23 protein-coding genes are annotated in these 24027 nt (G+C 63.6%); 12 read left to right on the forward strand and 11 right to left on the reverse strand.

All coding sequences use genetic code 11. The annotated features are described in order from the left end of the window. The first annotated feature begins 57 nt into the window (after positions 1 to 57). Positions 58 to 1116, forward strand: coding sequence for an A/G-specific adenine glycosylase (locus HRU92_RS00500; protein ID WP_172122599.1), 1059 nt, complete (start codon positions 58 to 60; stop codon positions 1114 to 1116). Between the two features lie 42 nt (positions 1117 to 1158). Here HRU92_RS00500 and HRU92_RS00505 read toward each other — a convergent pair whose 3' ends face one another. Continuing rightward, positions 1159 to 1770: a glutathione S-transferase gene (locus HRU92_RS00505; protein WP_173087304.1), complete on the reverse strand. Its 612-nt coding sequence runs from the start codon at positions 1768 to 1770 to the stop codon at positions 1159 to 1161. A 132-nt stretch (positions 1771 to 1902) separates the two neighbouring features. After that, a complete protein-coding gene (locus HRU92_RS00510; protein WP_172122601.1) occupies positions 1903 to 2511 on the reverse strand; it encodes an NAD(P)-dependent oxidoreductase in 609 nt (202 codons plus the stop codon). Between the two features lie 56 nt (positions 2512 to 2567). On the opposite strand from HRU92_RS00510, the gene HRU92_RS00515 reads away from it, so the two are divergent. Beyond that, the gene (locus HRU92_RS00515; protein WP_127752200.1) at positions 2568 to 2987 is read left to right on the forward strand and encodes a helix-turn-helix domain-containing protein; all 420 of its coding nucleotides are present in this window, start codon (positions 2568 to 2570) and stop codon (positions 2985 to 2987) included. 305 nt (positions 2988 to 3292) lie between these two features. On the opposite strand, the gene HRU92_RS00520 is transcribed toward HRU92_RS00515, so the two are convergent. The 3 genes from HRU92_RS00520 to HRU92_RS00530 form a co-directional block, all read right to left on the reverse strand. Further along, positions 3293 to 4426: a site-specific DNA-methyltransferase gene (locus tag HRU92_RS00520; RefSeq protein WP_172122602.1), complete on the reverse strand. Its 1134-nt coding sequence runs from the start codon at positions 4424 to 4426 to the stop codon at positions 3293 to 3295. Between the two features lie 82 nt (positions 4427 to 4508). Further along, complete coding sequence (locus HRU92_RS00525) at positions 4509 to 5180, reverse strand: ribonuclease HII (protein WP_172122603.1); 672 nt, start codon at positions 5178 to 5180, stop codon at positions 4509 to 4511. Positions 5181 to 5244: 64 nt separating this feature from the next. Next, the gene (locus tag HRU92_RS00530) at positions 5245 to 6393 is read right to left on the reverse strand and encodes a PA0069 family radical SAM protein (RefSeq protein ID WP_173087305.1); all 1149 of its coding nucleotides are present in this window, start codon (positions 6391 to 6393) and stop codon (positions 5245 to 5247) included. Between the two features lie 326 nt (positions 6394 to 6719). Here HRU92_RS00530 and HRU92_RS00535 point away from each other — a divergent pair, with 326 nt between their 5' ends. Continuing rightward, a complete protein-coding gene (locus HRU92_RS00535) occupies positions 6720 to 8204 on the forward strand; it encodes an MDR family MFS transporter (RefSeq protein WP_172122605.1) in 1485 nt (494 codons plus the stop codon). 58 nt (positions 8205 to 8262) lie between these two features. On the opposite strand, the gene moaB is transcribed toward HRU92_RS00535, so the two are convergent. The 3 genes from moaB to HRU92_RS00550 form a co-directional block, all read right to left on the reverse strand. After that, positions 8263 to 8799: a molybdenum cofactor biosynthesis protein B gene (gene moaB, locus HRU92_RS00540; RefSeq protein ID WP_173087306.1), complete on the reverse strand. Its 537-nt coding sequence runs from the start codon at positions 8797 to 8799 to the stop codon at positions 8263 to 8265. Next, entirely contained in the window at positions 8777 to 10075 is a 1299-nt protein-coding gene (locus HRU92_RS00545) for an MFS transporter (RefSeq protein ID WP_172122607.1), read from the reverse strand. The genes moaB and HRU92_RS00545 overlap by 23 nt, the downstream gene beginning before the upstream one ends. 97 nt (positions 10076 to 10172) lie before the next feature. Next, a complete protein-coding gene (locus tag HRU92_RS00550) occupies positions 10173 to 10982 on the reverse strand; it encodes a uracil-DNA glycosylase (RefSeq protein WP_127752207.1) in 810 nt (269 codons plus the stop codon). 67 nt (positions 10983 to 11049) lie between these two features. Between HRU92_RS00550 and HRU92_RS00555 the strand changes: the two genes are divergently transcribed. The 3 genes from HRU92_RS00555 to HRU92_RS00565 all read left to right on the forward strand — a co-directional run bounded on the left by HRU92_RS00555 (position 11050) and on the right by HRU92_RS00565 (position 15396). Then, positions 11050 to 12696 (forward strand): electron transfer flavoprotein-ubiquinone oxidoreductase, encoded by a 1647-nt coding sequence (locus HRU92_RS00555; protein ID WP_172122608.1) that lies wholly within the window; start codon positions 11050 to 11052, stop codon positions 12694 to 12696. Positions 12697 to 12799: 103 nt separating this feature from the next. Beyond that, positions 12800 to 14512 carry a tetratricopeptide repeat protein gene (locus HRU92_RS00560; RefSeq protein ID WP_248306982.1) on the forward strand — a complete coding sequence of 571 codons (1713 nt, stop codon included), beginning with the start codon at positions 12800 to 12802 and terminating at the stop codon, positions 14510 to 14512. Between the two features lie 8 nt (positions 14513 to 14520). After that, entirely contained in the window at positions 14521 to 15396 is an 876-nt protein-coding gene (locus HRU92_RS00565; protein WP_172122610.1) for a 4-(cytidine 5'-diphospho)-2-C-methyl-D-erythritol kinase, read from the forward strand. Here HRU92_RS00565 and HRU92_RS00570 read toward each other — a convergent pair. Further along, the gene (locus HRU92_RS00570) at positions 15393 to 16406 is read right to left on the reverse strand and encodes a polyprenyl synthetase family protein (RefSeq protein WP_349236678.1); all 1014 of its coding nucleotides are present in this window, start codon (positions 16404 to 16406) and stop codon (positions 15393 to 15395) included. The genes HRU92_RS00565 and HRU92_RS00570 overlap by 4 nt on opposite strands. Before the next feature lie 94 nt (positions 16407 to 16500). Here HRU92_RS00570 and HRU92_RS00575 point away from each other — a divergent pair, with 94 nt between their 5' ends. The 6 genes from HRU92_RS00575 (at position 16501) to HRU92_RS00600 (ending at position 22577) form a co-directional block, all read left to right on the forward strand. Then, positions 16501 to 17286, forward strand: coding sequence for a methyltransferase (locus HRU92_RS00575; protein WP_172122611.1), 786 nt, complete (start codon positions 16501 to 16503; stop codon positions 17284 to 17286). A gap of 48 nt (positions 17287 to 17334) precedes the next feature. Then, positions 17335 to 18177 carry a S49 family peptidase gene (locus tag HRU92_RS00580; protein WP_248306934.1) on the forward strand — a complete coding sequence of 281 codons (843 nt, stop codon included), beginning with the start codon at positions 17335 to 17337 and terminating at the stop codon, positions 18175 to 18177. Positions 18178 to 18180: 3 nt separating this feature from the next. Next, a complete protein-coding gene (locus HRU92_RS00585; protein ID WP_172122612.1) occupies positions 18181 to 18423 on the forward strand; it encodes a hypothetical protein in 243 nt (80 codons plus the stop codon). A 52-nt stretch (positions 18424 to 18475) separates the two neighbouring features. Further along, the gene (locus tag HRU92_RS00590; RefSeq protein ID WP_127752213.1) at positions 18476 to 19396 is read left to right on the forward strand and encodes a glycine--tRNA ligase subunit alpha; all 921 of its coding nucleotides are present in this window, start codon (positions 18476 to 18478) and stop codon (positions 19394 to 19396) included. 88 nt (positions 19397 to 19484) lie between these two features. Continuing rightward, a complete protein-coding gene (gene glyS / locus HRU92_RS00595; protein WP_173087307.1) occupies positions 19485 to 21509 on the forward strand; it encodes a glycine--tRNA ligase subunit beta in 2025 nt (674 codons plus the stop codon). Positions 21510 to 21581: 72 nt separating this feature from the next. Next, on the forward strand, positions 21582 to 22577 hold the full coding sequence (locus tag HRU92_RS00600; RefSeq protein ID WP_172122614.1) for a DUF808 domain-containing protein: 996 nt from the start codon (positions 21582 to 21584) through the stop codon (positions 22575 to 22577). On the opposite strand, the gene rnhA is transcribed toward HRU92_RS00600, so the two are convergent. Together rnhA and ispH are read right to left on the reverse strand one after the other, a co-directional pair. Beyond that, a complete protein-coding gene (rnhA, locus tag HRU92_RS00605) occupies positions 22561 to 23028 on the reverse strand; it encodes a ribonuclease HI (protein WP_172122615.1) in 468 nt (155 codons plus the stop codon). The genes HRU92_RS00600 and rnhA overlap by 17 nt on opposite strands. Next, on the reverse strand, positions 23025 to 23996 hold the full coding sequence (ispH, locus tag HRU92_RS00610) for a 4-hydroxy-3-methylbut-2-enyl diphosphate reductase (protein WP_173087308.1): 972 nt from the start codon (positions 23994 to 23996) through the stop codon (positions 23025 to 23027). Before ispH ends, rnhA begins: the two co-directional genes overlap by 4 nt. Positions 23997 to 24027 lie beyond the last annotated feature (31 nt).

A 24027-nucleotide genomic window follows, 5' to 3' on the forward strand; every position in this document is an offset into this window, starting at 1 on the left:
CGCCGATGTGACCAAGGCGGCCTTGTCGCAGGCGCCGCGGCAGGGCAAACGGAAGGCATGCAGCTTTCCCATTCCCGCCCCGTCGATGCCGCCGCGGTTCTGACCTGGTATGACCGCAATGCGCGCGACCTGCCGTGGCGGGTGTCACCGAGCGATCGGGCGCGTGGTGTTCGGCCCGATCCCTATCGGGTGTGGCTGAGCGAAGTGATGCTGCAGCAAACTACGGTTGCTGCCGTGAAAAGTTTTTTCGTGCGCTTCACCAGCCTTTGGCCGACGGTGTTCGAGATGGCCGCGGCCCCGCTCGACAGCATCCTCAAGGAATGGGCGGGCCTGGGCTATTATGCCCGCGCACGGAACCTGCATGCCTGTGCGCAAGCCGTGGTGCGCGACCATGGTGGCGTGTTTCCGGCCACTGGCGAAGCGCTGCAGGCGCTGCCGGGGATTGGCGCCTACACCAGTGCCGCCATTGCCGCGATTTGTTTTGACGAGCGGGTGCCGGTGCTCGATGGCAATCTCGACCGGGTGCTGGCTCGGTTCTACGCGCTGCCGGTGCCGGTGCGCGAGGCCAAGGAGGAATTGCGGGCGGCGCTTGGCACAGCGGTGCCGGCGCGGGCGGGGGATTTTGCCCAAGCGATGATGGATCTGGGCGCCACTATTTGTGCGCCGCGCGCGGTGCTGTGCATGCTGTGCCCGCTGCAGGAGGGGTGCGCGGCGCTGCGCACCGCCCATCCGCTGAGCTTTCCGGTCAAGGCAGAAAAACCGGAGCGGCCGGTACGGCGCGGCCATGCCTTTGTGATGCGAGACGGGGCCGGGGATGTGTATCTGCAAACCCGGCCCGACAAGGGGCTGCTGGCCAAAATGACCGAAGTGCCGTGCTCCCCTTGGGGCGAGGCGTTGGCCGAACCCAGCTATCCCGCCCCCGGCGACTGGCGCCACCATGGCCAGGTGGTGCATGTGTTCACCCATTTCCGGCTGGAACTGGAAGTGTGGTCGGCAACAGTGGAGCCCGACGGGCTTGACAGCGGCTGGTGGAATTCACCGGCTGATCTGCACGGGGAAGCGCTGCCAACGCTGTTCCGCAAGGTGCTCGCGGCGGCGGGGGTGGAGCGGGCTTAAGCGGCGGCCATGGATAGTTCGTTCAGGCCGGAGCCCTGCACTTCACAGCCATCCATTGGCTTTCATGATCGGTGCAAGCAGATCGAGGTTCCGGGTGCGCTCGGCAGCCGCGGCGATCTTCGGGCAATTCGCCTTGAACCAGTCCTGTCCCGGTCTCCACGAGACCATGGCCGCTAGATAAGCATCGAGAACCGAGACGTTCTCGCCCATGACAAAGGGGCCGACAACTTCGCCTTCCAGCCACTGATACAGGTGCTGACGATGAGCATCACTGGAGGCGCGCAACTCGGACGGGGCGGAAGGTGCCCAGCGTTCGGGGTAATCGCCATAGGTGAATGTCGGGTAGACATTGGCGACCAGCCAGATCAGCAGGCGATAAAAGCGAAGTCGCTCCGGCGTGTCTTGGGGCGGTGCCAGCTGCGGTGCCTGATCAATCACCATAAGCGCGATAGCTGCGCTTTCGGTGATGACCTGCTCGGTTGCGAGGACCAGGGTGGGTATCTGCGCCAAGGGATTGGCTGCGGTAAGCGCATCGCGCGACGCACCGGGCTGATCGAACCCGGTGACATCGATAAGTTGATACTGCATGTCGGCGAGCGTAAGCATCGCCTCCGCAATGCCCGAACCCCAGCCGCGCACTCCATAAAGCTGCATCCCGTCCTCCTCCCGTTCCGGTTGCTCAGCCGGTGACCTTAGCTGACCTGCAGGTTCCGCTCCATTGTGGGAGCATGGGTGGCACGATTACCAGTGAGCAGCAGGCGGCCCGCGGCAATTGCTACAGCGAAATCAGTAGGCGGCAGTGAACCGCACGCGACTATGCCGATGTTGTTCAAGTTCGTCCACCATGGCGATTGCATAATCCGCAAAGCTGATTTTGCTGACACCAGCCTCATCAACAACCAGCTTGTCATCGCCCAGGCGGTAGTGACCAAGACGCGGGCCAGCAAAAAAGTCAGCGGCCGGCGAAAAGAAGATCCAGTCGATATCTTGCTCGGCACGAAGGTCTTCAAGGAAGGTGATGCCACCCTGCACAAAGGGTTTGGCTTCCTCGGGAAAGTCGGGCGCATCGATAAGCCGTACACCTGGTGCAACTTCCAGACTCCCTGCGCCCCCGGTGAACAGTACCCTGCCTATTCCAGCCTGCTTGACGGCAGACAATAGAGTTGCGGCAGGCACGTCGAAGCGCAAGGCGCTGATGACAGCGTCACTTCCGGCAATAACCTTGGAAAGCGCTGCAGGATCGAATGCGTCAGCACTGACTGCGGTTACTTCCGGAGCACGGGGCACGGCATCCGGGTTCTGGTCCACTGCGAGCACCGCGTGCCCCCGGCGTGCAAGCTCCTTGGTGATTTCCGAACCGGCGCGTCCGCTTGCTCCGAGTACTGCGATTTTCATTTGTCGTCTCCTGTGGTAGTAACCAACGGAAACCTAGTTATAGATAGAAACGACACATGCAAGACGGCACTTTCACCACATCAGGTTACGCCGAGGAAACCCGAACGGCACGCGGAACCGTCTTTGCCAGTGACTGTTCGACACGAAAGCTGCTCGACCGCATCGGTGACAAATGGAGCGTCCTGATCCTGCTTGTGCTGGGAGATTCAGAAGCCCGGTTCAACGAACTGAGGCGGCAAATCGGCGGCATTTCGCAGAAGATGCTAAGCCAAACCCTTCAATCGCTTAGACGGGACGGGCTCATCACCCGCGAGGTTGAACCTACTACGCCGGTAACGGTCACCTATGCGATTACGCCCCTTGGCCGTGAACTGCTGACCGCATTGCGCATGATGATCGATTGGGCAGAAACCAGGCTGCCGGAGGTTGAGGCGGCGCAGCGTCTTCATGACGGGGCCTCGCAGTCGCTGGATTGATAAAGTCTGCGTGACCTGGCTGCCAGCGCCGTGGCCGAAAGATGCCGGGTCCTTCGCCTGACACATGTCAGCGGACGACGGCGTGAACGAAGCTGCATCAAGGGCACGGACCGTCGCCTTGCGTGTGTTGTTCTCTATGGCGATCCCCAGGAAGGGGTCTATGCAGGGTTTATCCCAGCATCAGCCATGAGCGCTCCGGTGAGCACAACTGGGAAAGGCCCCTCCGAGAACCCCGGGCAAAGAAAAAGGCCGCCGGTTTGGAACCAGCGGCCTTGAAGTAGAGCCTGAATGATTGGAGGTCAGGATCAGGCAGAAAGCAAATCAAGTTTCGCGCGGATGTCCGCCCGAAGGTCGTCGATGGGAGCGATATGGCCCCCTTGTTCGTAATGCCAGAAAGTCCACCCGTTGCATGCCTCGGCGCCCTGCACCAGCGCACCCACTTTGTGGATGGAGCCCTGATGGGAACCCGAGACGAGCGAGCCGTCTGCACGAACCATGGCGAAGTAACGTTTGGTTAAGTCGAAAAGTTGCGTGCCCGGTTCAATCATTCCCTGCTCGACCAGCGAGCCAAAGGGAATGCGGGTTTCCTTGCGCTTGGGCGTGACCGATTGCAGGGCTTCAAAGACACCCGGCCGGATGGTCGCGATGCGGTTGCGCGCGGCATCCACATAGATCTGCTCGCGCTCGATGCCGATGAAATGGCGCCCGAGCTTGCGCGCGACAGCCCCCGTCGTGCCAGTGCCGAAGAATGGGTCAAGCACGATGTCGCCGGGCTTGGTGGTGGCATTGAGAATGCGGAACAGGAGGGCTTCGGGCTTTTGCGTGGGATGCACCTTGCCGTCGTCCTCGCCCTTGAGGCGCTCATTGCCGGTGCACAGCGGAAACAGCCAATCGGAGCGCATCTGCGTGTCGTCGTTGGCGAGCTTGAGCGCTTCATAATTGAAGGTGACGCGGCTTTTCTGGTTCTTGGCCGCCCAGATCAGCGTTTCATGGGCATTGGTGAACCTTGTACCCCGGAAATTGGGCATCGGATTGGCCTTGCGCCAGATCACGTCGTTGAGCATCCAGAAGTCGAGATCCTGGAGCGCCGCGCCAACGCGGAAAATGTTGTGGTAGGAGCCGATGACCCACAGGGCGCCATCGGGCTTGAGCACGCGGCGCGCCGCCGCCAGCCAGGCGCGGGTGAAACGGTCGTAATGGGCAAAGCTGTCGAACTTGTCCCAATCATCGTCCACCGCATCGACGCGGCTTTGATCGGGACGGGTCAGGCCCGATTCCAGCTGCAGATTATAGGGTGGATCGGCAAACACCAGGTCCACCGAGCCAGCGGGCAGGCTGTTCATGTGGTCGATACAATCGCCCACAAGAATGGTGTCGATGGGGAGACGCCTTGGCTCCTCCGCAAAGGCCGGTTCGGCCCGACGCGCGGTACGCAACATACACTTAACCCTAACGCAACACTAACGCTCCTGTTGTAGCGCCTCAGGGTTAAGGGAGCGTGTGCAATGGGTTAGCGTGGAGTTAAGAGGCGAGCAGGACCGGGACAGCCGCCAGCGCCAGCCGCTCGCGCGCTTCGGCAACAGGGGCAAAATCCGCGCGGTGATGGCGGCACGGACCATGGTCTTTTAAGGCGCGCATATGCTGGGGCGTGGAATAGCCCTTGTGGCTGGAAAAGCCGAAATGGGGTGCATCGCAATCCATGATCCGGCACATCCGGTCGCGCGTGACTTTCGCAACAATGGAAGCAGCAGCGATGGAAACGCTGCGCCCGTCGCCGCCCACCAGCGCCAGGCCTTCGCAGGGCAGCCCCATGGGCACATCGCGCCCATCCACAAGGACACGGTCCGGCGTAACGCAAAGGCCGTGTACGGCCTGGGTCATGGCCCAGAGCGTCGCGCCGCGAATATTGCGGGTGGCAATGATGGAGGGGGGCGCGATCACCACCGAAACCCGGGCGGTGCCCACGATCTGGGCGAACAGCGCCTCGCGCACCTCTTCGGTCAGCTTTTTGGAATCGTTGAGGCCAAGTGGAATGCAGGTGGGATCAAGGATCACTGCGGCAACGACCACGGGGCCCGCAAGAGGGCCGCGGCCAGCTTCATCGACGCCCGCGACCACGCGCGCCCCACGGGCCTGCGCGGCAAGCTCGTGGGAGTAATCGGGCTCAAGCTGGATGGGTGATTCGATCAGCATGCCGCAGCATTGCGGCGAGGGCCGGTGCCGTCAACCCGGCGCCAGGTCGCGCCGGGATCACAAATCAGAAGAGGCTCATCTGCCGGTCTTCGAGCTTGGGGGCGACGAAAAGGTCGCTGCGCAGGCCCTGAAGCTTGGCGTCGAGCCCATAGCGCTCGCGCGCTTTTTCAAAGCGCTGGGTCAGGAGGGTCGCATAAGGGCCTTCACCGGTCATGCGGGTGCCCCAGCGCGAGTCGTAATCCTTGCCATTGCGGGTATCGCGCACGAGCGAGAGCACATGGCGCACCCGGTCGGGGAAATGACGCAGCAGCCATTCCCGGAAGATGTCGCGCACTTCGCCGGGCAGGCGCAGCAGGATCATGGCGGCTCCCTTGGCACCTTGGGCGGCGGCGGCATCCAGAATGCGCTCGAGCTCCATGTCGTTGATCGCCGGGATCATCGGGGAGGCGAGTACGGAGACCGGCACGCCCGCTTCCGACAGAAGCCGAATGGCTTCGAGGCGCCGGGCCGGGGAGGAGGCACGCGGCTCCATCTTGCGGCTGAGCTTGTGGTCCATCGAGGTCATAGAGATCCCGACTTTGACCAGCCGGAGCTTGGCCAACTCGGTCAGGAGATCGAGGTCGCGGATCAGGAGGGCCGACTTGGTGGTGATGGTAACGGGGTGGCGGGTTTCCAGCATCACTTCGAGGATGCCGCGCGTCAGCTTATGCTTGCGCTCGGCCGGCTGGTAGGGGTCGGTATTGGTGCCCATTGCGACCGGCTTGACGCGATAATTCTTGGCGCCGAGTTCGGCGCGCAGCGCTTCCACCGCATTGGTTTTGACATAGATGTCGCGCTCGAACTCGATGCCGGCGGAATGGCCGAGGAATGCGTGGCTGGGACGGGCAAAGCAATAGGAGCAGCCATGCTCGCAGCCGCGATAAGCATTGATGGAGCGATCAAAGCCGATATCGGGGCTGTCATTGCTGGTGATGATGGTCTTGGCGCGCTCGATATGCTCGACCGTTTCGAACTGGGGCAGCGTTTCGACGCTGTTCCAGCCGTCATCAAAGCTTTCCCGTGCCTGGCGCTCGAAGCGGCCGCTGCGGTTGGATTGCGCGCCCCGGCCGCGATTGCGGCTGGGATCGACCAGTTCGCGCCGCGCCAGATCGGCGTCGCGGCTGCGGCTGAGCTTTTCCAGGGCTTCAAAGGACGGCGCTTGATAAAGGGCCATGAGGCGATCTCCTTGCGCTTGCCGGTCGAATCGCGACGGCACGCAGCGTGGGATTCACATAGCGCACGCACGAGAACAAAACAAGAACAAGGGTGAACAGCTGAGCTGCCTAGACTCATCAAATGGGCGTGGGGAACGGCGGATGCAAGACTGCCCTGCGTTCTGGCGGGTGGACGGGCGCGCTTGCACCCACTAAACCACCCGACCCGGCCAAGGGCGCTGAACCCCACTCGCTTCGGCGATGTCGAAATCGGGTTGGCCCGATCGTCACGGCTGTGTTCCAGCTGCCCGGGACCGAACAAATTCAATTCTGCGAAAGGCACACCATGTCCAGCGATGCTTCTGTTTTAGATGCTGTGCCCCCATCCGCCGCCGCAGCCGAGCCGGGCCTGGGCGCGCGCAATCGGCTGGTGATCAACCTGCTGCTGGTTTCGGCCTTTGTGGTGATCCTGAACGAAACCATCATGGGCGTGGCGCTGCCGCACCTGATGACCGATCTGGGGATCACCGCAAGCGCCGGCCAGTGGCTGACCACGGCGTTTCTGCTGACCATGGCGGTGGTGATTCCCATCACCGGCTTCTTGCTGCAGCGCTTTCATACGCGGCCGGTGTTTGTCGCCGCCATGAGCACGTTTTCGCTCGGCACCCTGATCTGCGCCACCGCTCCTGGCATTGAACTGCTGATTGCGGGTCGGGTGGTGCAGGCCATCGGCACGGCGATCATGATGCCGCTGCTGATGACGACGGTGATGAACCTCGTGCCGCCCGCAACGCGGGGCAAGACCATGGGCAATATCTCGACCGTGATCTCGGTGGCGCCAGCGATCGGCCCGACCATTTCGGGCCTGATCCTGTCGCAGTTGGATTGGCGCTGGATGTTTATCCTCGTTTTGCCGATTGCGCTGGGGAGCCTCGCGCTGGGATTTGCGCGCATCCGCAATGTTTCGACGCCCAAATCCGTGCCGATCGATGTGATTTCGGTCGGTATGTCGGTGGTGGGTTTTGGCAGCCTGGTTTATGGGCTGAGCGGGCTGGGGGAAGCTGCGAGCCATCCCGGTCCCGTGCCGGCCTGGGCGCCGCTGGTGCTTGGCGTCGTGGTGATCGGGCTCTTCGTGCTGCGCCAGCTTTCCCTACAGAAGCGCGACCGTGCCCTGCTTGATCTGCGCACCCTGCAAACGCCGACCTTCAGCATCTCGGTGGTGCTGATGGCGGTGATGATGATGGCGATGTTCGGTATGTTGATCCTGCTGCCGATCTATCTGCAGAACGTGCTGGGGCTCTCGACGCTGCAGACCGGCTTGATGCTGCTGCCGGGCGGCCTCGTTATGGGGCTCTGCGCGCCAGTGGTAGGTCGGCTCTATGACAAACATGGTCCCACCGTGCTGCTCGTGCCCGGCGCGACCATTGTGAGCCTCGTCTTGTGGAGCCTGACCATGGTTACGGAAAGCACGCCCTTTGGCTGGCTGCTGGCGGCCCATCTGGCCTTCAGCGTCGGTTTGTCGCTGATGTTTACGCCCCTGTTTTCGGCGAGCCTCGGTTCGCTCCAGCCCAAGCTGTATTCGCATGGCAGCGCCGTGATCGGCACGGTGCAGCAGGTGGCCGGGGCAGCGGGCACGGCGTTGTTTGTGGCGCTGATGACCCTGCAGTCGGCCAATCTGCTGGCCGGTGGTACCGAGCCATTGGCGGCAGCGGCGGGCGGCATCCGCTCGGCGTTCTTCGTGGGGGCGATTATCTCGCTGTTCGCGATCGTGGCCGCATTCTTTGTGCGCAAGCCCAAGGGCGGCACGCCGGGCATGGTGCACGGGCACTAAGGCATCTCAAGTTCGATAACACTTCAGAACGGCGGCCTTTGGGCCGCCGTTTTGCGTTTCAGCGCTCGGCGAGGCGTGGCATCACTTCCACGAAGTTGCAGGGTTTGTGCCGATAATCGAGCTGGTCGCGCAAAATGCCTTCCCAGGCATCCCGGCAGGCGCCGCGGGAGCCCGGCAGGCAGAACACAAAGGTTTCCCCGATCAGCCCAGCCGTGGCGCGCGACTGAATCGAGGACGTGCCGATCTTGGTGGCCGAGTATTGGTGGAACAGGACCGAAAAGCCGTCCATGCGCTTATTGAACAGCGGCTCGATGGCTTCGGGGGTGACATCGCGGCCGGAAAAGCCGGTGCCGCCCGTGGTCAGCACCACGTCCACTTGCGGGTCCGCAACCCAGGCCTGAACGGCCGCCCGGATCGCCTGCACATCGTCAGGCACCACGCTGCGGCCAGCGCAACGATGACCATCGGCTTCCAGCATGGAAATAAGCAGGGCGCCGGAGGTGTCGGTCTCGAGCGTGCGGGTGTCCGATACGGCGAGCACGGCGATGGACAGGGGCCGGAACTCGCGGTCGTCAAATCTTGCCGTGATAAACATCGCTTTGCTCCGCTGCAGCCTGCTGTTCGTCGAGTTCGGTTTCCTCGATATCGGCCCGAGGATCAAGCGCCACCGTTTCTGGCGTCACCTGCTCGTCCGAGGCCATGGGCTGGAACGGGGTGCGCGTGGCTGCATCGGGCGCGTTGCGGATGCGCATGCGCAGGATGGCCGCGACGGCCAGGATGGCGTGGAAGATACCCGTGACGACAAAAAGGCCAACCGGCTGGAATGCACCCATGATCATGGAAGCGACGGCGGGGCCGATGGCGAGGCCAACACCCAGGGTCAGCAGCATGCCGCCAGCGATCTTGGCGAACTCGCCTTCCTTGGCGAAGTCATTGGCATGGGCCACCGCCACCGCATAAAGCGGATTGGCGGCAAAGCCATAAGCGGCGAACAGCACATACATCGGCCAACCGGCGGCCGGGTTGAGCAGCACCAGGGTCAGGGCCACGAGGGCGGCAAAGGTGGACAGCCCGATCATCACCAGGCGCCGATCGATCCGGTCGGAAAGACGGCCAAAGGGAATTTGCGCGGAGGCTCCCAGAATGGCGGCAAGGGCAAAAAGAAAAGCGATGCCGCCCGCATCGAGCCCCTGGGCATAGCCGTAGACCGGCGCCAGGGTGCCAAAAGTGCCATTGGCCATGCCGCAGCAGAATGCGGCAATCCCAGCAATGGGGGAGGTGCGGTAAAGGAGGCGCAGGTCGAGCCGGGCCGAAGACAGGGGACGCGGCTGGGGCGTCGAGGTGAGGGCGGTCGGCAGCACTGCGCAAATAAAGCTGATCGCGCCCAGCACGAAGGGCACATAGCCGGCGGTGCCGGTCATGGACATGGCGAACTGGCCAAGCACCGACGAGCACATATTGACCGTGACATAGATCGAAAAGGTCGTGCCGCGGCTGCGGTTATCGGTCACCTCATTGAGCCAGCTTTCAACGATCATCGCGGCGCCGGCAAAGCAGAAGCCCGATAGCGCGCGCAAGACAATCCAGCTGATGTCGTTGACCATCAGCAGGTTAAGGAGGATCGTGACCGTGCCAATCGCGGCCATCACGGAAAACGCGCGGATATGACCGACATTGCGCACAATGAGCGGGACGACGAGCGAGCCCGAAACAAAGCCTACCGACCAGCCGGTACCGATCAGGCCGAGCGAGAGCAGGGAGAAGCCTTCTTCTGCGCCCCGAACCGAGAGCAAGAGACCCTGCAGGCCACCCCCGAACATCAGCAGGGCAGAGCCAAGGAAGAGGGCGTAAATCTTTACAACGGAGGCCATGACGCTTTCGGGGGAACGGAGTTGATTCGGCTGAGTGTGGTTGGATCACGCAACGGTGACATTAAGGGGGCAAAATCCCCCAGCCCAAGCTCCAATGTCAGCCGATGCCCAATTGGTCCATTTTGGCCTTGAGGCTAAGCAGGTCGCGCCAGGCCTGCTGCTTTGCCGCAGGGTTGCGCAGCAAATAGGCGGGGTGAAGCGTGGCGATGGCCTCGGTTTGATGGTTGCCGATGCTCACCGGGCTCCATTTGCCGCGCATCTTGATGATGCCCGTACTGGTGGAGAACACCGTCTGCATGGCCGGGCCGCCGACGGTGAGCACAAGACGGGGCGCCACCAGCTCCACCTGCCGTTGCAGGAAGGGCAGGCATAGGGCCAGCTCCTCGGGCGTGGGCACCCGGTTGCCGGGCGGACGCCATGGCACGGTATTGGCGATATAAACCTTGGTGCGATCGAGCCCGATGGCGCCGAGCATCTTGTCGAGCAACTGGCCGGCGCGACCCACAAAGGGGCGCCCCTGCCGGTCCTCTTCGGCGCCGGGGGCTTCCCCGATCACCATGATCTGAGCTTGGGGATTGCCATCGGCAAACACCAGCTGGGTGGCACGGAGCTTGAGCCCGCAGCCATCATAGGCGCGCAGGATCTCTTCGAGTTCAACCAGGTTCTGCGCCTTGGCCGCAAGGCTGCGCGCTTCGGCCGGATCGCCCCCGAGTGCAGGCATGGGTGCGCTCGGCGCGGCCGAGGCGGCGGGATTGGGGACGGCGGGGCTGGGGGCAACACGGGCAGGCGGGCGCTGGTTGAAGCGGTCCACCGGCTCTTCGCCAAGGGCCAGGTCCACACCGGCAGCCCGATACCATTCGAGCACCGAGACCATCTCGGCGTGATTTAGCGGTCGCATCTCGGCCATGTTCTCTGTTATGGCACACCGCGTTTGCCGCGGCCAGCCGCGCGTGGAAAGAGACGACGGAGATTTCATGGCAGAAGCGGGCGAGCGCGAAAGCCTTTCCACCGATGTCGTGATCGTTGGCGCTGGTCCTGCGGGGCTGGCAGCGGCTATTCGCCTCAAGCAACTCCATCCCGATCTGGGGGTCACCGTGGTGGAAAAATCCGCCGAGATCGGCGGCCACATCATTTCGGGCGCGGTGATGGACCCCAGGGGCCTCGATGCCCTCTTGCCCGATTGGCGCCAAATGGGCCCGCCGGTGGGCCCGGCGGTCACGCGCGACACCTACCATTTCCTCAGCGCCAACGGCGGGGTGAGCTTTCCCCATTGGCTGATGCCGCCGCAAACGCAGACGCCAGGAGGAGTGATCGTCAGCCTTGGGGATCTCGTGCGCTGGCTGGGCGAACAGGCGCAGGCGCTGGGCGTCGATATTTTCCCCATGACCGCAGCCGTCGATGTGCTGCGCAGCCCCGAAGGGCCGGTCCGGGGCATCATCACCGGCGATCTGGGGCGCGATCATGCGGGCAATCCCAAGCCGGGCTTTGCCGAAGGCATTGCCCTTGAAGCCAAATATACCCTGCTGGCGGAGGGGGCACGCGGCTCGCTCGCCAGGGCGGTGATCGGCGATTTTGCCCTCGCCAGCGAGCCACAGAAATATGGGCTCGGGATCAAGGAAGTCTGGGAAATTGCCGCCGACCGGCACGAGCCAGGGCGGGTGGACCACTTTCTGGGCTTTCCGCTCGACAACAGCACTTCGGGTGGCGGCTTTGCCTATCATGCGGCGGACCGCAAGCTTTACCTCGGGCTGGTGGTGCATCTTGATTACGCCAACCCGACGCTTTCGCCCTTTGACGAGTTCGGGCGGTTCAAGACCCATCCCAAGATCGCGGCGCTGCTCGAAGGGGCGACGCGCCTCAGTTATGGGGCGCGGGCGCTGGCGACGGGCGGCTGGCAATCGGTGCCGACGCTGGCCTTTCCTGGTGGAGGGCTGATTGGTTGCGCGGCAGGGTTCATGAACGCGCCGCGCCTCAAGGCCATCCACAATGCGATTCTGTCGGGGATGGGGGCGGCCGAAGCGGTGGGCGCCGCCATTGCAGCGGGGCGCCAGCACGACGCAATCGAGGATTTTGCCGGCCGCATCATGGCCACCGGGATCGAGGACGAGTTGCGCGCTGTGCGCAATGTCAAACCCCTGTGGTCGCGCCTTGGCACGGCTATGGGCGTTGCCGCGGCGGGCGCTGAAATGTGGAGCAGCGCAATCCTGGGCCGGTCCGTGCTGGGCACGCTGCGCCACAAGGGGGCGGACTTCGCTGCCACTCGCACCCTGAGCGAAGTGACGCCCAAGACCTATCCGCGCCCGGACGGGCAAAAGGTGTTTGATCGCGCCGCTTCGGTTTTTCTGGCCAATCTCGCCCATGACGAGGACCAGCCCAATCATTTGCGATTGACCGATCCGACCGTGCCGATCCGCGAAAACCTGCCGCGCTATGGTGAGCCGGCCCCGCTTTATTGCCCGGCGGGGGTTTATGAGCTGGATCGCTCAGGAGCCGAACCGGTGTTTCGCATCCATCCGGCCAATTGCGTGCACTGCAAGACCTGCGACATCAAGGATCCCGCGCAAAACATCACCTGGGTTCCGCCCGAAGGTGGCAGTGGTCCCAACTACAGCGGAATGTGACTGACCCGCCGACCGGCCGCACTTGCGGCGCGGTCCCAAAACCGCCAATCTTGCCGCCCAGAACTGGGCCGGTTCGGCCAAGGGAGATCCAAGCCTCGTGTCAATGCTATCCAATCGTCTGGCGCGACCCGCCTTTGTTGCCCTGATGCTGACCGGCCTCGTGGTTCCCCTGGCGGCCCAAACGGCCCCCACGTCCACGCTCGACATGCTGTCGCTGTTCCGCCCCAGCGTGACCGGCTCCTATCTGGCCGGGCAAGGGGCGCTCAAGGATCTGCGTACCGAGGAAGCCGCTCGCTATTTCAGCGATGCAGCCAAGGCCGACTGGGACAACCCGGTCATGGTGGAACGCGCCTTTATTGGCCTTGCGGCCGATGGGCAGATCGGGGAAGCGGCCTCCACGGCCCGGCACCTGCTCGAGCTCGACCCTGGCAACCAGCTTGCCGAACTGGTGCTGGCGACCGAAGCGCTCAAGGAGCGCCGCTACGGGGCTGCCGACCGCATGCTGGCCTCGGTGGGCCAGGATAGCTTTGTTGGCATCACGGCGGGTATCTTGCGGGCCTGGGCGATGATTGGCGACAATCGCGTCAAGGAAGCCGACAAGCTGCTCGATGGCTTGGGGCAGGGTGGGCTTGAGGATTTCCTCGTGTTTCATCGCGCTCTCATGGCGGAAGCGGCCGGGGACAACCAGCGCGCCATTCGCTATGCCGGCCAGGCCTTCGATGCCGAGCCCGGCGTAGCTCGGATCGTCGAGGTTTATGCTCGCGTGCTCGCCAATGCCGGCGAGTTCGACCAGGCCAAGGCCGCCATCGCCAAGTTCCAGGATGCGGGGCTGAGCCATCCCGTTGTCACCATCGTCAAGGAAGCGGTCGATGCCGGGCAGCGCCCGGGGATCTTTGCGGCCAATGTGCAGGTCGGTGCGGCCGAAATGTTCCACGGCATCGGCGTGGCGCTGGCGCGCGACAGCAGCATGGACGTCTCGGTCATGTTCCTGCGCCTCGCGCTGTATCTCGATCCGTCGGCTGATGTGGTGGCGCTGGCCCTCGGCCAGGTGCTTGATGCGGCCGACCAGCATGACGCGGCCAACCGCATCTATGAAAGCGTTCCGGCCAATTCGGCGATGAAGCCAACCGCGGTGGTTCGGGTCGCCCAGAACCTCGACAATATGGGTGATCGTCCCGAGGCGCTGCGCCGGCTGGGCAATATCGTGGCGACCCAGCCCGATGACCTCGATGCGGTGTCGGTTTATGGAGACATCCTGCGCACCGACGAGCAATATGCCAAATCCATCGAGGCCTATTCCACGGCGCTGGACCTCACCGGCGGCGAGAATGCATCGGATTGGCGCTTCTATTATGTGCGCGGCATCTCCTATGAGCGCAACAAGCAGTGGCCCGAAGCCGAGCGCGATTTCCTCAAGGCGCTTGAACTGCGCCCCGACCAGCCGCAGGTGCTCAATTATCTGGGCTATAGCTGGATCGACAAGGACATGCACCTCGTAGAGGCACTGGCCATGATCGAAAAGGCCGTCGCTGCCATGCCCCAGGATGGCTATATCGTCGATTCGCTGGGCTGGGCCTTCTACAAGCTTGGCCGCATGGAAGAAGCGGTAAAGACCCTCGAACAGGCCGTGCAGTTGCAGCCCAACGACCCCGAGATCAACGACCATCTGGGCGACGCTTATTGGCGCGCCGGGCGGCGGCTCGAGGCCAAGTTCCAGTGGAATGTGGCGGCCTCGGTGGACGATATCGGTGTCGTCAAGGAGCGTGTGCAGCCCAAGCTGGCCAATGGTCTGGCCGAACAAACGGCCGCCCAGTAGTTCGGGGCATGGGGCAGTATTGGACGCAGTCGGCGCCAGCCAAGGTCAATCTGGCGCTGCATGTCACCCGTCGGCGTGACGACGGCTACCACGACCTGCAAAGCCTGGTGGTGTTCGCCGACTTGGCCGACGAACTGGAAGCGGCGCCAGCGGCCAGCGACAGTCTTGCGATCATTGGCCCTTTTGCGCGTGGCCTGAGCGGGGGCGATACCAATCTGGTGTCGCGTGCCGTGGCCGCCTTTCGCGCCCGCTGGCCTGAGGCCGTGCCGCGGGGCCTCGCCATGCGGCTGCGCAAGAACTTGCCGGTGGCCGCGGGCATTGGCGGGGGCTCCGCCGATGCGGCGGCGGCGCTGCGCCTGCTCGCCGATCTGTCGGCCACGCCGATCCCTGTCCCGGAACTGGCTGAGCTGGGGGCAAGGTTGGGTGCGGATGTCCCCGCCTGCCTCGTATCCGCCCCTTTGGTGGCGCGCGGGGTAGGGGAGATCCTTTCGCCGCTGCCAGCCTTCCCCGAATGCTATCTGGTGCTGGTCAATCCGCTGGTGCCGGTCTCGACGCCCGAAGTGTTCCGGCGCCTGCTCAAAAAGGACAATCCGGCAATGCCAGCCTTGCCCGAGCCGATGACCCGGCCCGCGCAACTGGGCATCTGGCTGGCCGAAACCCGCAATGACCTGCAGGCGCCGGCAGTGGAACTGGTGCCCGAGATCGGCCGCATCATTGCTCGGCTTGCAGCGGCGCCAGGCTGCATGCTGGCACGCATGTCGGGATCAGGGGCGACGGTGTTCGGGCTGTTCGGCTCGGGTGCGCAGGCGCATCAGGCGGCCCATGAAATGCGTCGGACGACGCCAGACCATTGGATTGCCGCGGCGCCGGTCCTCGGGCCCTAGAACAGGCGCATCACGCTGAATTCGACCACGTCGGCCAAGAGCGCGTTCATCGCCCCAGCGGGAGCGGCGTTGAGCGCGTCGCGGGCGGCACCCGCATGGGCATGGGCCTGCCTTATGGTGCGCCCAAGGGTATCGTGCCGCTCCATAATGGCAACAACGCTGCGCACCTGATCGTCGCTCGCCTGGGCATCGCCCAGCGCGCCGGTGATCACTGCGCGCTCGGCCTCGCTGGCATCGGCCAGCGCCAGAATAACGGGCAGCGTCATCTTGCCCTCGCGCAGGTCATCGCCGCTGTTCTTGCCCAGCGTGTCGCTTTCTCCCCGGTAATCGAGCACGTCGTCCACCAGCTGGAAGGCGGTTCCGAGCTCAAGCCCGTAGCGGGCCAAAGCCTTGCGGCCCGGCGCATCGGCGCCGCCCGACATCGCGCCCACTTCGCACGCGGCCTGGAACAGCACCGCAGTTTTGGCGCGGATCACTTCGGCATAGTCTTGGGGCGTGGTGGAAAGATCGCCAGTCTTGGCCAACTGGAACACTTCGCCCTCGGCCATGGCGGCCGACGCGGCGGAAAGCACGCCCAATGCTGCAATGTCGCCAGTTTCCACCATCATCATGAAGGCTTGGCCGAGGAGGAAATCGCCAACGAGGATCGAGGCCTTGTTGCCCCACACCATGCGGGCAGCGGGCTTGCCGCGGCGCATATCGCTTTCATCGACCACATCGTCATGCAGCAGCGTGGCGTTGTGCATGAACTCGACGGCGGCGGCGAAATTGATGGCCGAGCCGGTGCCCTTGCCAAAGAGGGACGCCGCAGCCACGGTCAGCATCGGGCGCAGGCGCTTGCCACCGCTTTCGATGAGGTAGCGGGCCAGCTCGGGCACCATCTCGACATGCGAATCTGCCCGCGCCAGGATCAGCGCATTGACCTTGGCCATGTCAGCGGCAGTAGCATCGATCAGCCGATCAACAGCATTGGCACTGAATGCCGGTTTGGATTGCGTAACAACAGACACGCGGTACGGTCCTCGTTTGCCCCTACTGGCAAATCTGGTTGAGCCTGATGCGCTTGCCACTTAAGCTCGCGTAAAAACCGGCCAATTGGGTGCGATGTCCCTAGACCAGACCAGCGACTTTGTCCAACAGCAAACCACGACGTCAGACGCCTTTCTGGGCGGCCGCATCACTGTGCGCCAACCGGCGCGGGGCTTCCGGGCGGGGCTCGACAGCGTGCTTTTGGGGGCTTCGGTACCCCCTAGCGCGCAAACACTGCTGGATCTGGGCAGTGGCGTGGGGACCGCGGCCCTCGTGGCCCTCGCGCATGCTCCGGCCTTGCGCGCCACGCTTGCCGAGCGCGATGAGGCCATGCTGGCGCTCGCACAGGATAATGCGGCGGTGAACGGCTTTGCGGAGCGGGTGAGCTACGCGCATGCCGATGTGGCCGGGCCGGGCAGTGCGCGTCAGGGGGCGGGAATCGAGGAGAATGCTTACGAGACGGTTATCGCCAATCCGCCGTTTTTCGATGCTGCCGGGGGCACGCTGGCCCGCGTACAGGGTCGGGCGGGAGCCCGGCACATGCAAAATGAACAACTCGAACTCTGGGTCAAATCAGCCGCGGGCGCTGCGGCGGGCGGGGGCGAGGCCATTTTCATCTATCCCGCGCAGGGGCTGCAAGCCTTGCTGGCCGCGTTTGGCCGACGGTTCGGGGCGCTGACCATCCTGCCGCTCTGCGCGCGGCCCGATGGTCCTGCCACCCGAGTGCTGCTGCGCGGCATCAAGGGATCGCGGACGCCGTTGACGCTGCTTGGCGCGCGGGCGCTCCATGAGGCACATGGCCGGGCGTTCCGGCCCGAGTTTGAAGCAATCTTCCGCGGCGAGGCGCGGCTTGTCTGGTAATCCCCCTAGATGCACCCTAAATGGGGCGGCGAGCGTGAAAGGAACCTGATGGCTGTTCAAACCCCCGCCTGGATGGGCCGGATCTGGCGTCGCCTGGGCGGCAACAAGACGGTTATCCCCGTGGTTCGGCTTCACGGCGTGATCGCCGCTGAACAGCGCCAAGGGCGGCTGAGCATTGCTTCGGTGGAGCCCTTGCTGCAGCGCGCCTTCGCCATCAAGTCAGCGCCAGCCATCGCCATTGTGGTCAATTCTCCCGGCGGCTCGCCCGTGCAGTCGCGCCTGATCTCCAAGCGCATTCGCGACCTGGCCGACGAGCATGGCAAGCCGGTTCTCGTCTTCGTGGAGGATGCGGCGGCGTCCGGGGGCTATTTCATTGCCGTGGCGGGTGACGAGATCATCGTTGATCCCTCTTCGATCGTGGGCTCTATCGGCGTGATCATGGCCGGCTTCGGGTTTGTGGGCGCACTGGAGAAGCTCGGCATCGAGCGGCGGGTGCACACGGCAGGCCGCAACAAATCCACGCTGGACCCCTTCTTGCCGGAAAATCCGGGCGATGTTGAGCGCATCAAGGCGGTGGAGCTCGATATCCATTCGGTCTTTATCGAGCATGTGAAAGCGCGGCGGGGCGACCGGCTGCGCGCCCCCGACGAGGTGCTGTTCACCGGTGAATGGTGGCCCGGGCTTCGCGGCGTTGAACTAGGGCTGGTGGATGCGATTGGCGACCTGCATGCAACGCTGCGCACCCGGTACGGCGCCGATGTCGTGCTCAAGTTCATTGCGCCCAAGCGGTCCTGGTTTGGCGTGCCACGCCTCAGCTTTGCCGCTGAACTGCCCGCCGCCATGACCGCTACGCTGGAGGACCGCGCCTTGTGGTCCCGGCTGGGACTATAGCCAATGACCGCAGTTCTGCTTCGCCTCGCCATCTATCTCGTCATCGCCGCGGCCATCTATCTGGGTGTTCGCAAGATCTGGCGCGACTGGCAGGGCCAGTTCAAGAGCCAGGATGAGGAAACCCGGCGCCTGCGCCGCGAGCGCGACCAGGCCGAGCGCGCCAAGCCGGGTGTGATCGATCTCAAGCGCGACGCGGACGGCACCTACCGGCCGGGCGGACCCGGCGACGAGAACAATCGCCGTTGACCGCTCCCGGCAGCCTCAATAGAGGATGGACCCGCACAAAGGGACCACGCCCATGACTGACCGCCCCGCCCATATGGACCCCAAGAACTCGTTCCAGGGCATGATCCTGACGCTCCAAAATTTCTGGGCCGAGCAGGGCTGCGTGATTTTGCAGCCCTATGACATGCAGATGGGCGCCGGCACCTTCCATACCGCGACCACCTTGCGCGCGCTGGGCCCCAAGCCTTGGAACGCCGCTTATGTGCAGCCTTCGCGCCGGCCCAAGGACGGGCGCTATGGCGAAAATCCCAACCGCCTGCAGCATTATTATCAGTTCCAGGTTATCCTGAAGCCGTCGCCACCCGACATTCAGGAGCTTTATCTCAAGTCGCTGGCGGCGATCGGTCTTGATAGCGCCCTGCACGACATCCGCTTTGTCGAGGATGACTGGGAAAGCCCGACGTTGGGCGCCTGGGGCCTGGGCTGGGAATGCTGGTGCGATGGCATGGAAGTCAGCCAGTTCACCTATTTCCAGCAGGTGGCGGGCTTTGAGTGCTCGCCGGTGCCGGGTGAAATCACCTATGGGCTCGAGCGCCTCGCCATGTATGTGCAGGGGGTCGAGAACGTTTACGACCTCAACTTCAATGGTGGCGGCGGCAACTCCAAGGTCACCTATGGCGATGTGTTCCTGCAGAACGAGCAGGAGCAGTCCAAGTACAATTTCGAGGCGGCCGATACCGAGATCCTGTTCCGCCATTTCGCTGATGCGGAAAAGGAATGCCGGGCCATTCTGGAAGCAGGCCGCGAGGGCGACCGCCACACCATGGCCGTGCCGGCCTATGAGCAGGTGATCAAGGCTTCGCACAACTTCAACCTGCTCGACGCTCGTGGCGTCATCTCGGTGACCGAGCGGCAAAGCTATATTCTACGCATTCGCGAACTGGCCAAGGCCTGTGGCGAAGCCTGGCTGCACACCGCGGGCGGTGGCGCCTGAGGCGCCAGACCCCGCACGCCGCTGCAATGGACAAGGCTTCCTCCCCTTGCTAGGCACACCCCACACGCTCGAACGCCCGGTTTAAACCATGCCCGATCTGCTGCTCGAACTGTTTTCCGAGGAAATCCCTGCCCGTCTTCAGCGCCGCGCTGCCGAAGACTTGCGCAAGGCGGTGACCACAGCATTGGTGGATGCGGGTCTCGTTTACGAGGGCGCCAAGGCGTTCGTGACGCCGCGCCGGTTGGCGCTGACGGTTTCGGGCATTCCGCCGCGCTCGCCCGACACGCATGAAGACAAGAAGGGCCCAAAGGTTGGCGCGCCCCAGCCGGCAATCGATGGCTTTTTGCGCTCGGCCGGGTTGAGCGCGATCGAGCAGGCCAAGATCGAAAGCGATCCAAAGAAGGGCGAGTTCTACGTGGCCCATATCCACAAGCCCGGCGCCGAGGCCGCAACGATTCTGTCGGGCCTGCTGCCGCGCGTGATCGCCGATTTTCCCTGGGCCAAGTCGATGCGCTGGGGCTCGGGCAGCACCAGCTGGGTGCGCCCGCTGCGCGCCATCACCGCGACCTTTGGTACCGAAAATGACGAGCCAATCATCATCCCCTTCGAGGCTGCAGGGGTCGGCTCGGGTCAGACCACTTATGGCCACCGGTTCCTTGCACCTGGCGCCATCCGGGTCCGGCGCTTTGAAGACTATCTGATGGGGCTGGAGCGCGCCAAGGTTGTGCTCGACCTTGACCGGCGCAAGGACATCATCCGCAGCGATGCCGAACACCTCGCCTTTGCGCGCGGCCTGTCCGTGATTGGCGACGAAGGCCTGCTCGAGGAAGTGGCAGGGCTGGTGGAATGGCCTGTGGTGATGATGGGCGCGTTTGACCCGGCCTTTCTGGAACTGCCCGAAGAGGTGATCATCGCCACCATTCGCGCCAACCAGAAATGCTTCTGCCTGCGCGACGGGGCAGGGCGCCTGGCCCCCTATTTCATCATCACCGCCAATACGGTGGCGATCGACGGCGGCGCCGCGATCATCGCCGGCAATGAGCGCGTTATTCGCGCTCGCCTGTCCGACGCCAAGTTCTTCTACGAAGGGGATCTGGCAACTCCGCTCGAGCACGGTCTGCCCAAGCTCGAAGACACCGTGTTCCACGCCAAGCTCGGAACCCAGTTTGCCCGCGTCGAGCGCCTGGTGAAAATGGCAGGCGAGATCGCGCCGCAGGTGGGGGCCGATCCCGAACGCGCCAAGCGCGCCGCCATGCTGGCCAAGGCTGACCTCACCACCGGCATGGTCGGTGAGTTTCCTGAACTGCAGGGATTGATGGGGCGCTATTACGCCCTGGCGCAGGGCGAGCCTGCTGACATCGCCAATGCCATCGAGCAGCACTACAAGCCGCTTGGTCCTACCGACGAGGTCCCCAACGATCCAGTCGCGATCGCCGTAGCGCTGGCCGACAAACTCGATCTGCTGACCGAGTTCTGGCGCATCAACGAAAAGCCGACCGGCTCGCGTGATCCTTTTGCGCTGCGCCGTGCCGCCTTGGGCGTGATCCGGATCATCACCGAGAACGGCTTGCGCTTCCCCTTGCTGGTGGAGCCCGACCTGCTGGCCTTCTTCCATGACCGGCTCAAGGTGTCGCTGCGCGATGCGGGCGCCCGTCACGATTTGATCGATGCGGTGCTCTCTCCCGAAAGCAATGACATGCTGCAGATCACCCAGCGTGCCGAAGCGCTGTCGTCGCTACTGTCCTCGCCCGACGGCACCAATCTGCTGGCCGGCTATCGCCGCGCCGCCAATATCCTTGCCGCCGAGGAAAAGAAGTTCTCGTTGACCTATGATGGCGAGGTCAAGCCCGAGCTGTTGCAGTTGCCCGAGGAAACCGCGCTGGCCGCGGCCGTCACGACGGTGCAGCCGGCAGTGGCCGCCCGGGTGGCGGAGGATGATTTTACCGGCGCAATGGGCGATCTTGCCGCCTTGCGCGCACCCGTGGACGCGTTCTTTGAAGCGGTTCTGGTCAACGATCCCGATCCCGCCACGCGCATCAATCGGCTCAACCTTCTGGGGCGCCTGCGCCAGACCATGCATCTGGTGGCCGATTTCTCCAAGATTTCGGGCTAGCTGTGGATGGAACCCCGGGGGTAGCCCCGCTCGTTTCCCCTGCCACATCTAAGCTGCGGCAGGAATGAAGATATGAGCGTTGGACTATTGGCGTTGCTCGACGACGTCGCGGGCCTGGTAAAAGTTGCCGCGGCGTCGCTCGATGACGTCGCGGGGCAAGCGGCCAAGGCGGGCGCCAAAGCCGCCGGGGCGGTGATCGACGATGCCGCTGTCACACCTAACTATGTGCACGGCTTTACCGCCGATCGCGAAGTTCCCATTATCGGCAAGATCGCGCTGGGTTCGGTCAAGAACAAGCTGATCTTCCTGTTGCCCGCGGCATTGCTGCTCTCGTTTTTCGCACCCTGGGTGATCACGCCCTTGCTGATGATCGGTGGGGCGTATCTCTGCTACGAGGGAGCCGAGAAGGTTTTCCATGCGCTTCTGCCCCATCAGGCCGAGGCGCATGAGGCCGCACTGGTGCCGGCGGCGATCACCGCCCAGACCCTTGAGGACCAGAAGGTCGCTGGCGCGATCAAAACCGATTTCATTCTTTCCGCCGAGATCATGACCATCGCGCTGGCCAATATTCCGGTCGAGAACGTCATCACTCAAGCGATGGTGCTGGCCTTGGTCGGCATCGGTATAACGGTCTTGGTATACGGTGCGGTTGCGCTGATCGTCAAAGCCGATGATTTCGGGTTGCTGCTGGCCAAAAAGGGCCGCACGGGTGCCGGACGCGCTTTCGGCCGCGGGCTGGTGACCGGCATGCCAGGCTTCATGCGCGTGCTGAGCCTTGTGGGTACTGCGGCCATGACCTGGGTCGGCGGCAGCATTGTCGCGCATGGCCTGTACGAGTTCGGTTGGGACCTGCCTGAACACATCATTGAAGGGGCCGCTCACTGGGCCGAGCACACCTTCAGCTCGTTTGCGAGCCTTGCGGGATGGCTCGCTACCGCCTTTGTGGACTTTTTCTTCGGCCTGCTGCTGGGCACGCTGCTGATTCCGGTGGCGGGCTATGTGGTCTCCCCGCTCTGGGGTGTGATCAAGCGGGTGTTGCCCAAAAGGGCCGCTAAACCGGTGGCGTAAACGCAGCCCGCTTGTTCTTGTAGGGTGCCATGCCTTCATTGGCGAGCTGGTCGGCGCGCTCGTTAAGATCGTGTCCGGCGTGGCCCTTGACCCAATGCCAGGAGATGGTGTGGCGCTTGGTGGCTTCATCCAGTGCCTGCCAAAGCTCGAGGTTCTTCACCGGCTTCTTGTCGGCGGTCTTCCAGCCGTTGCGCTTCCAGCCCTTCATCCAGCTTTGCACGCCGTTCTTTACGTACTGGCTGTCGGTATGCAGTTCGACCGTGCAGGGGCGGGTAAGCGCGTTAAGCGCCTCGATGGCGGCGGTCAGCTCCATCTTGTTGTTGGTGGTCAGGGCTTCCCCGCCGCACAATTCCTTGCGCTTGTCGCCATATTGGAGAATGGCGCCCCAGCCGCCCGGACCGGGATTGCCCGAGCAGGCCCCGTCCGTATGGATCACAACGGCTTCACTCATGGGGCGACGGTGACCTCGACGGGGCGCAGCTGCCGCGGCACGTTGAAGGCAATGTTCTCGACCGCCGTGACCTTCGCCTCGACCTTGATGTCGTAACGCTGCGCAAAGGCTTCGATGACTTCATCAACGAGCTTTTCAGGCGCCGAGGCGCCAGCCGAAACACCCAGGGTGCGAATGCCTTCGAGGCGGCTCCAGTCGATTTCGCTGGCGCGGTCCACCAGCATGGCGACGCGACACCCGGCCCGTTCGGCCACCTCGACGAGGCGAAGCGAGTTGGAGGAGTTGGGCGAGCCAACCACGACCATGGCGTCGACCAGCGGCGCTACCGCCTTAACGGCCTGCTGCCGGTTGGTGGTCGCGTAGCAGATGTCTTCCTTGTGCGGGCCATGGATTAGTGGGAAGCGCGACTGCAGAGCCGCCACGATCTCGCTGGTGTCATCCACGGAAAGCGTAGTTTGCGTCACATAAGCGAGGGCTGCCGGATCGCGGGGTGTAATGGCCATGGCGCCGGCCACATCTTCCACGAGCGTAATGGCGCCGGGGGGTAACTGCCCCATCGTGCCCACGACCTCAGGATGGCCATGGTGCCCGATCAGCACGATTTCGTGGCCTTCCTCGAAATGGCGCTGTGCTTCCACATGCACCTTGGACACCAGCGGGCAAGTCGCATCCAGAAACATCATGTTGCGGCTGCGCGCATCGGCCGGAACACTCTTGGGCACACCATGGGCCGAGAACACCACCGGCGCATCGCCCGGCGGAATCTCGCTCAATTCTTCCACGAAAACCGCGCCTTTTTTGCGCAGCCCATCCACCACATATTTGTTGTGGACGATGGCGTGGCGCACATAAACCGGCGCGCCATATTTCTGCAGGGCGAGTTCGACGATCTGAATGGCTCGGTCGACCCCCGCGCAAAATCCGCGAGGGGCGCACAGCAGGATGTCTAGTTGTGGCCGCTTTTCCATCCCAGATCAGATGCTTTCGCGAGCGGGCCAA

Source organism: Devosia sp. 1635 (assembly GCF_013185955.1).
Taxonomy (GTDB): Bacteria; Pseudomonadota; Alphaproteobacteria; order Rhizobiales; family Devosiaceae; genus Devosia.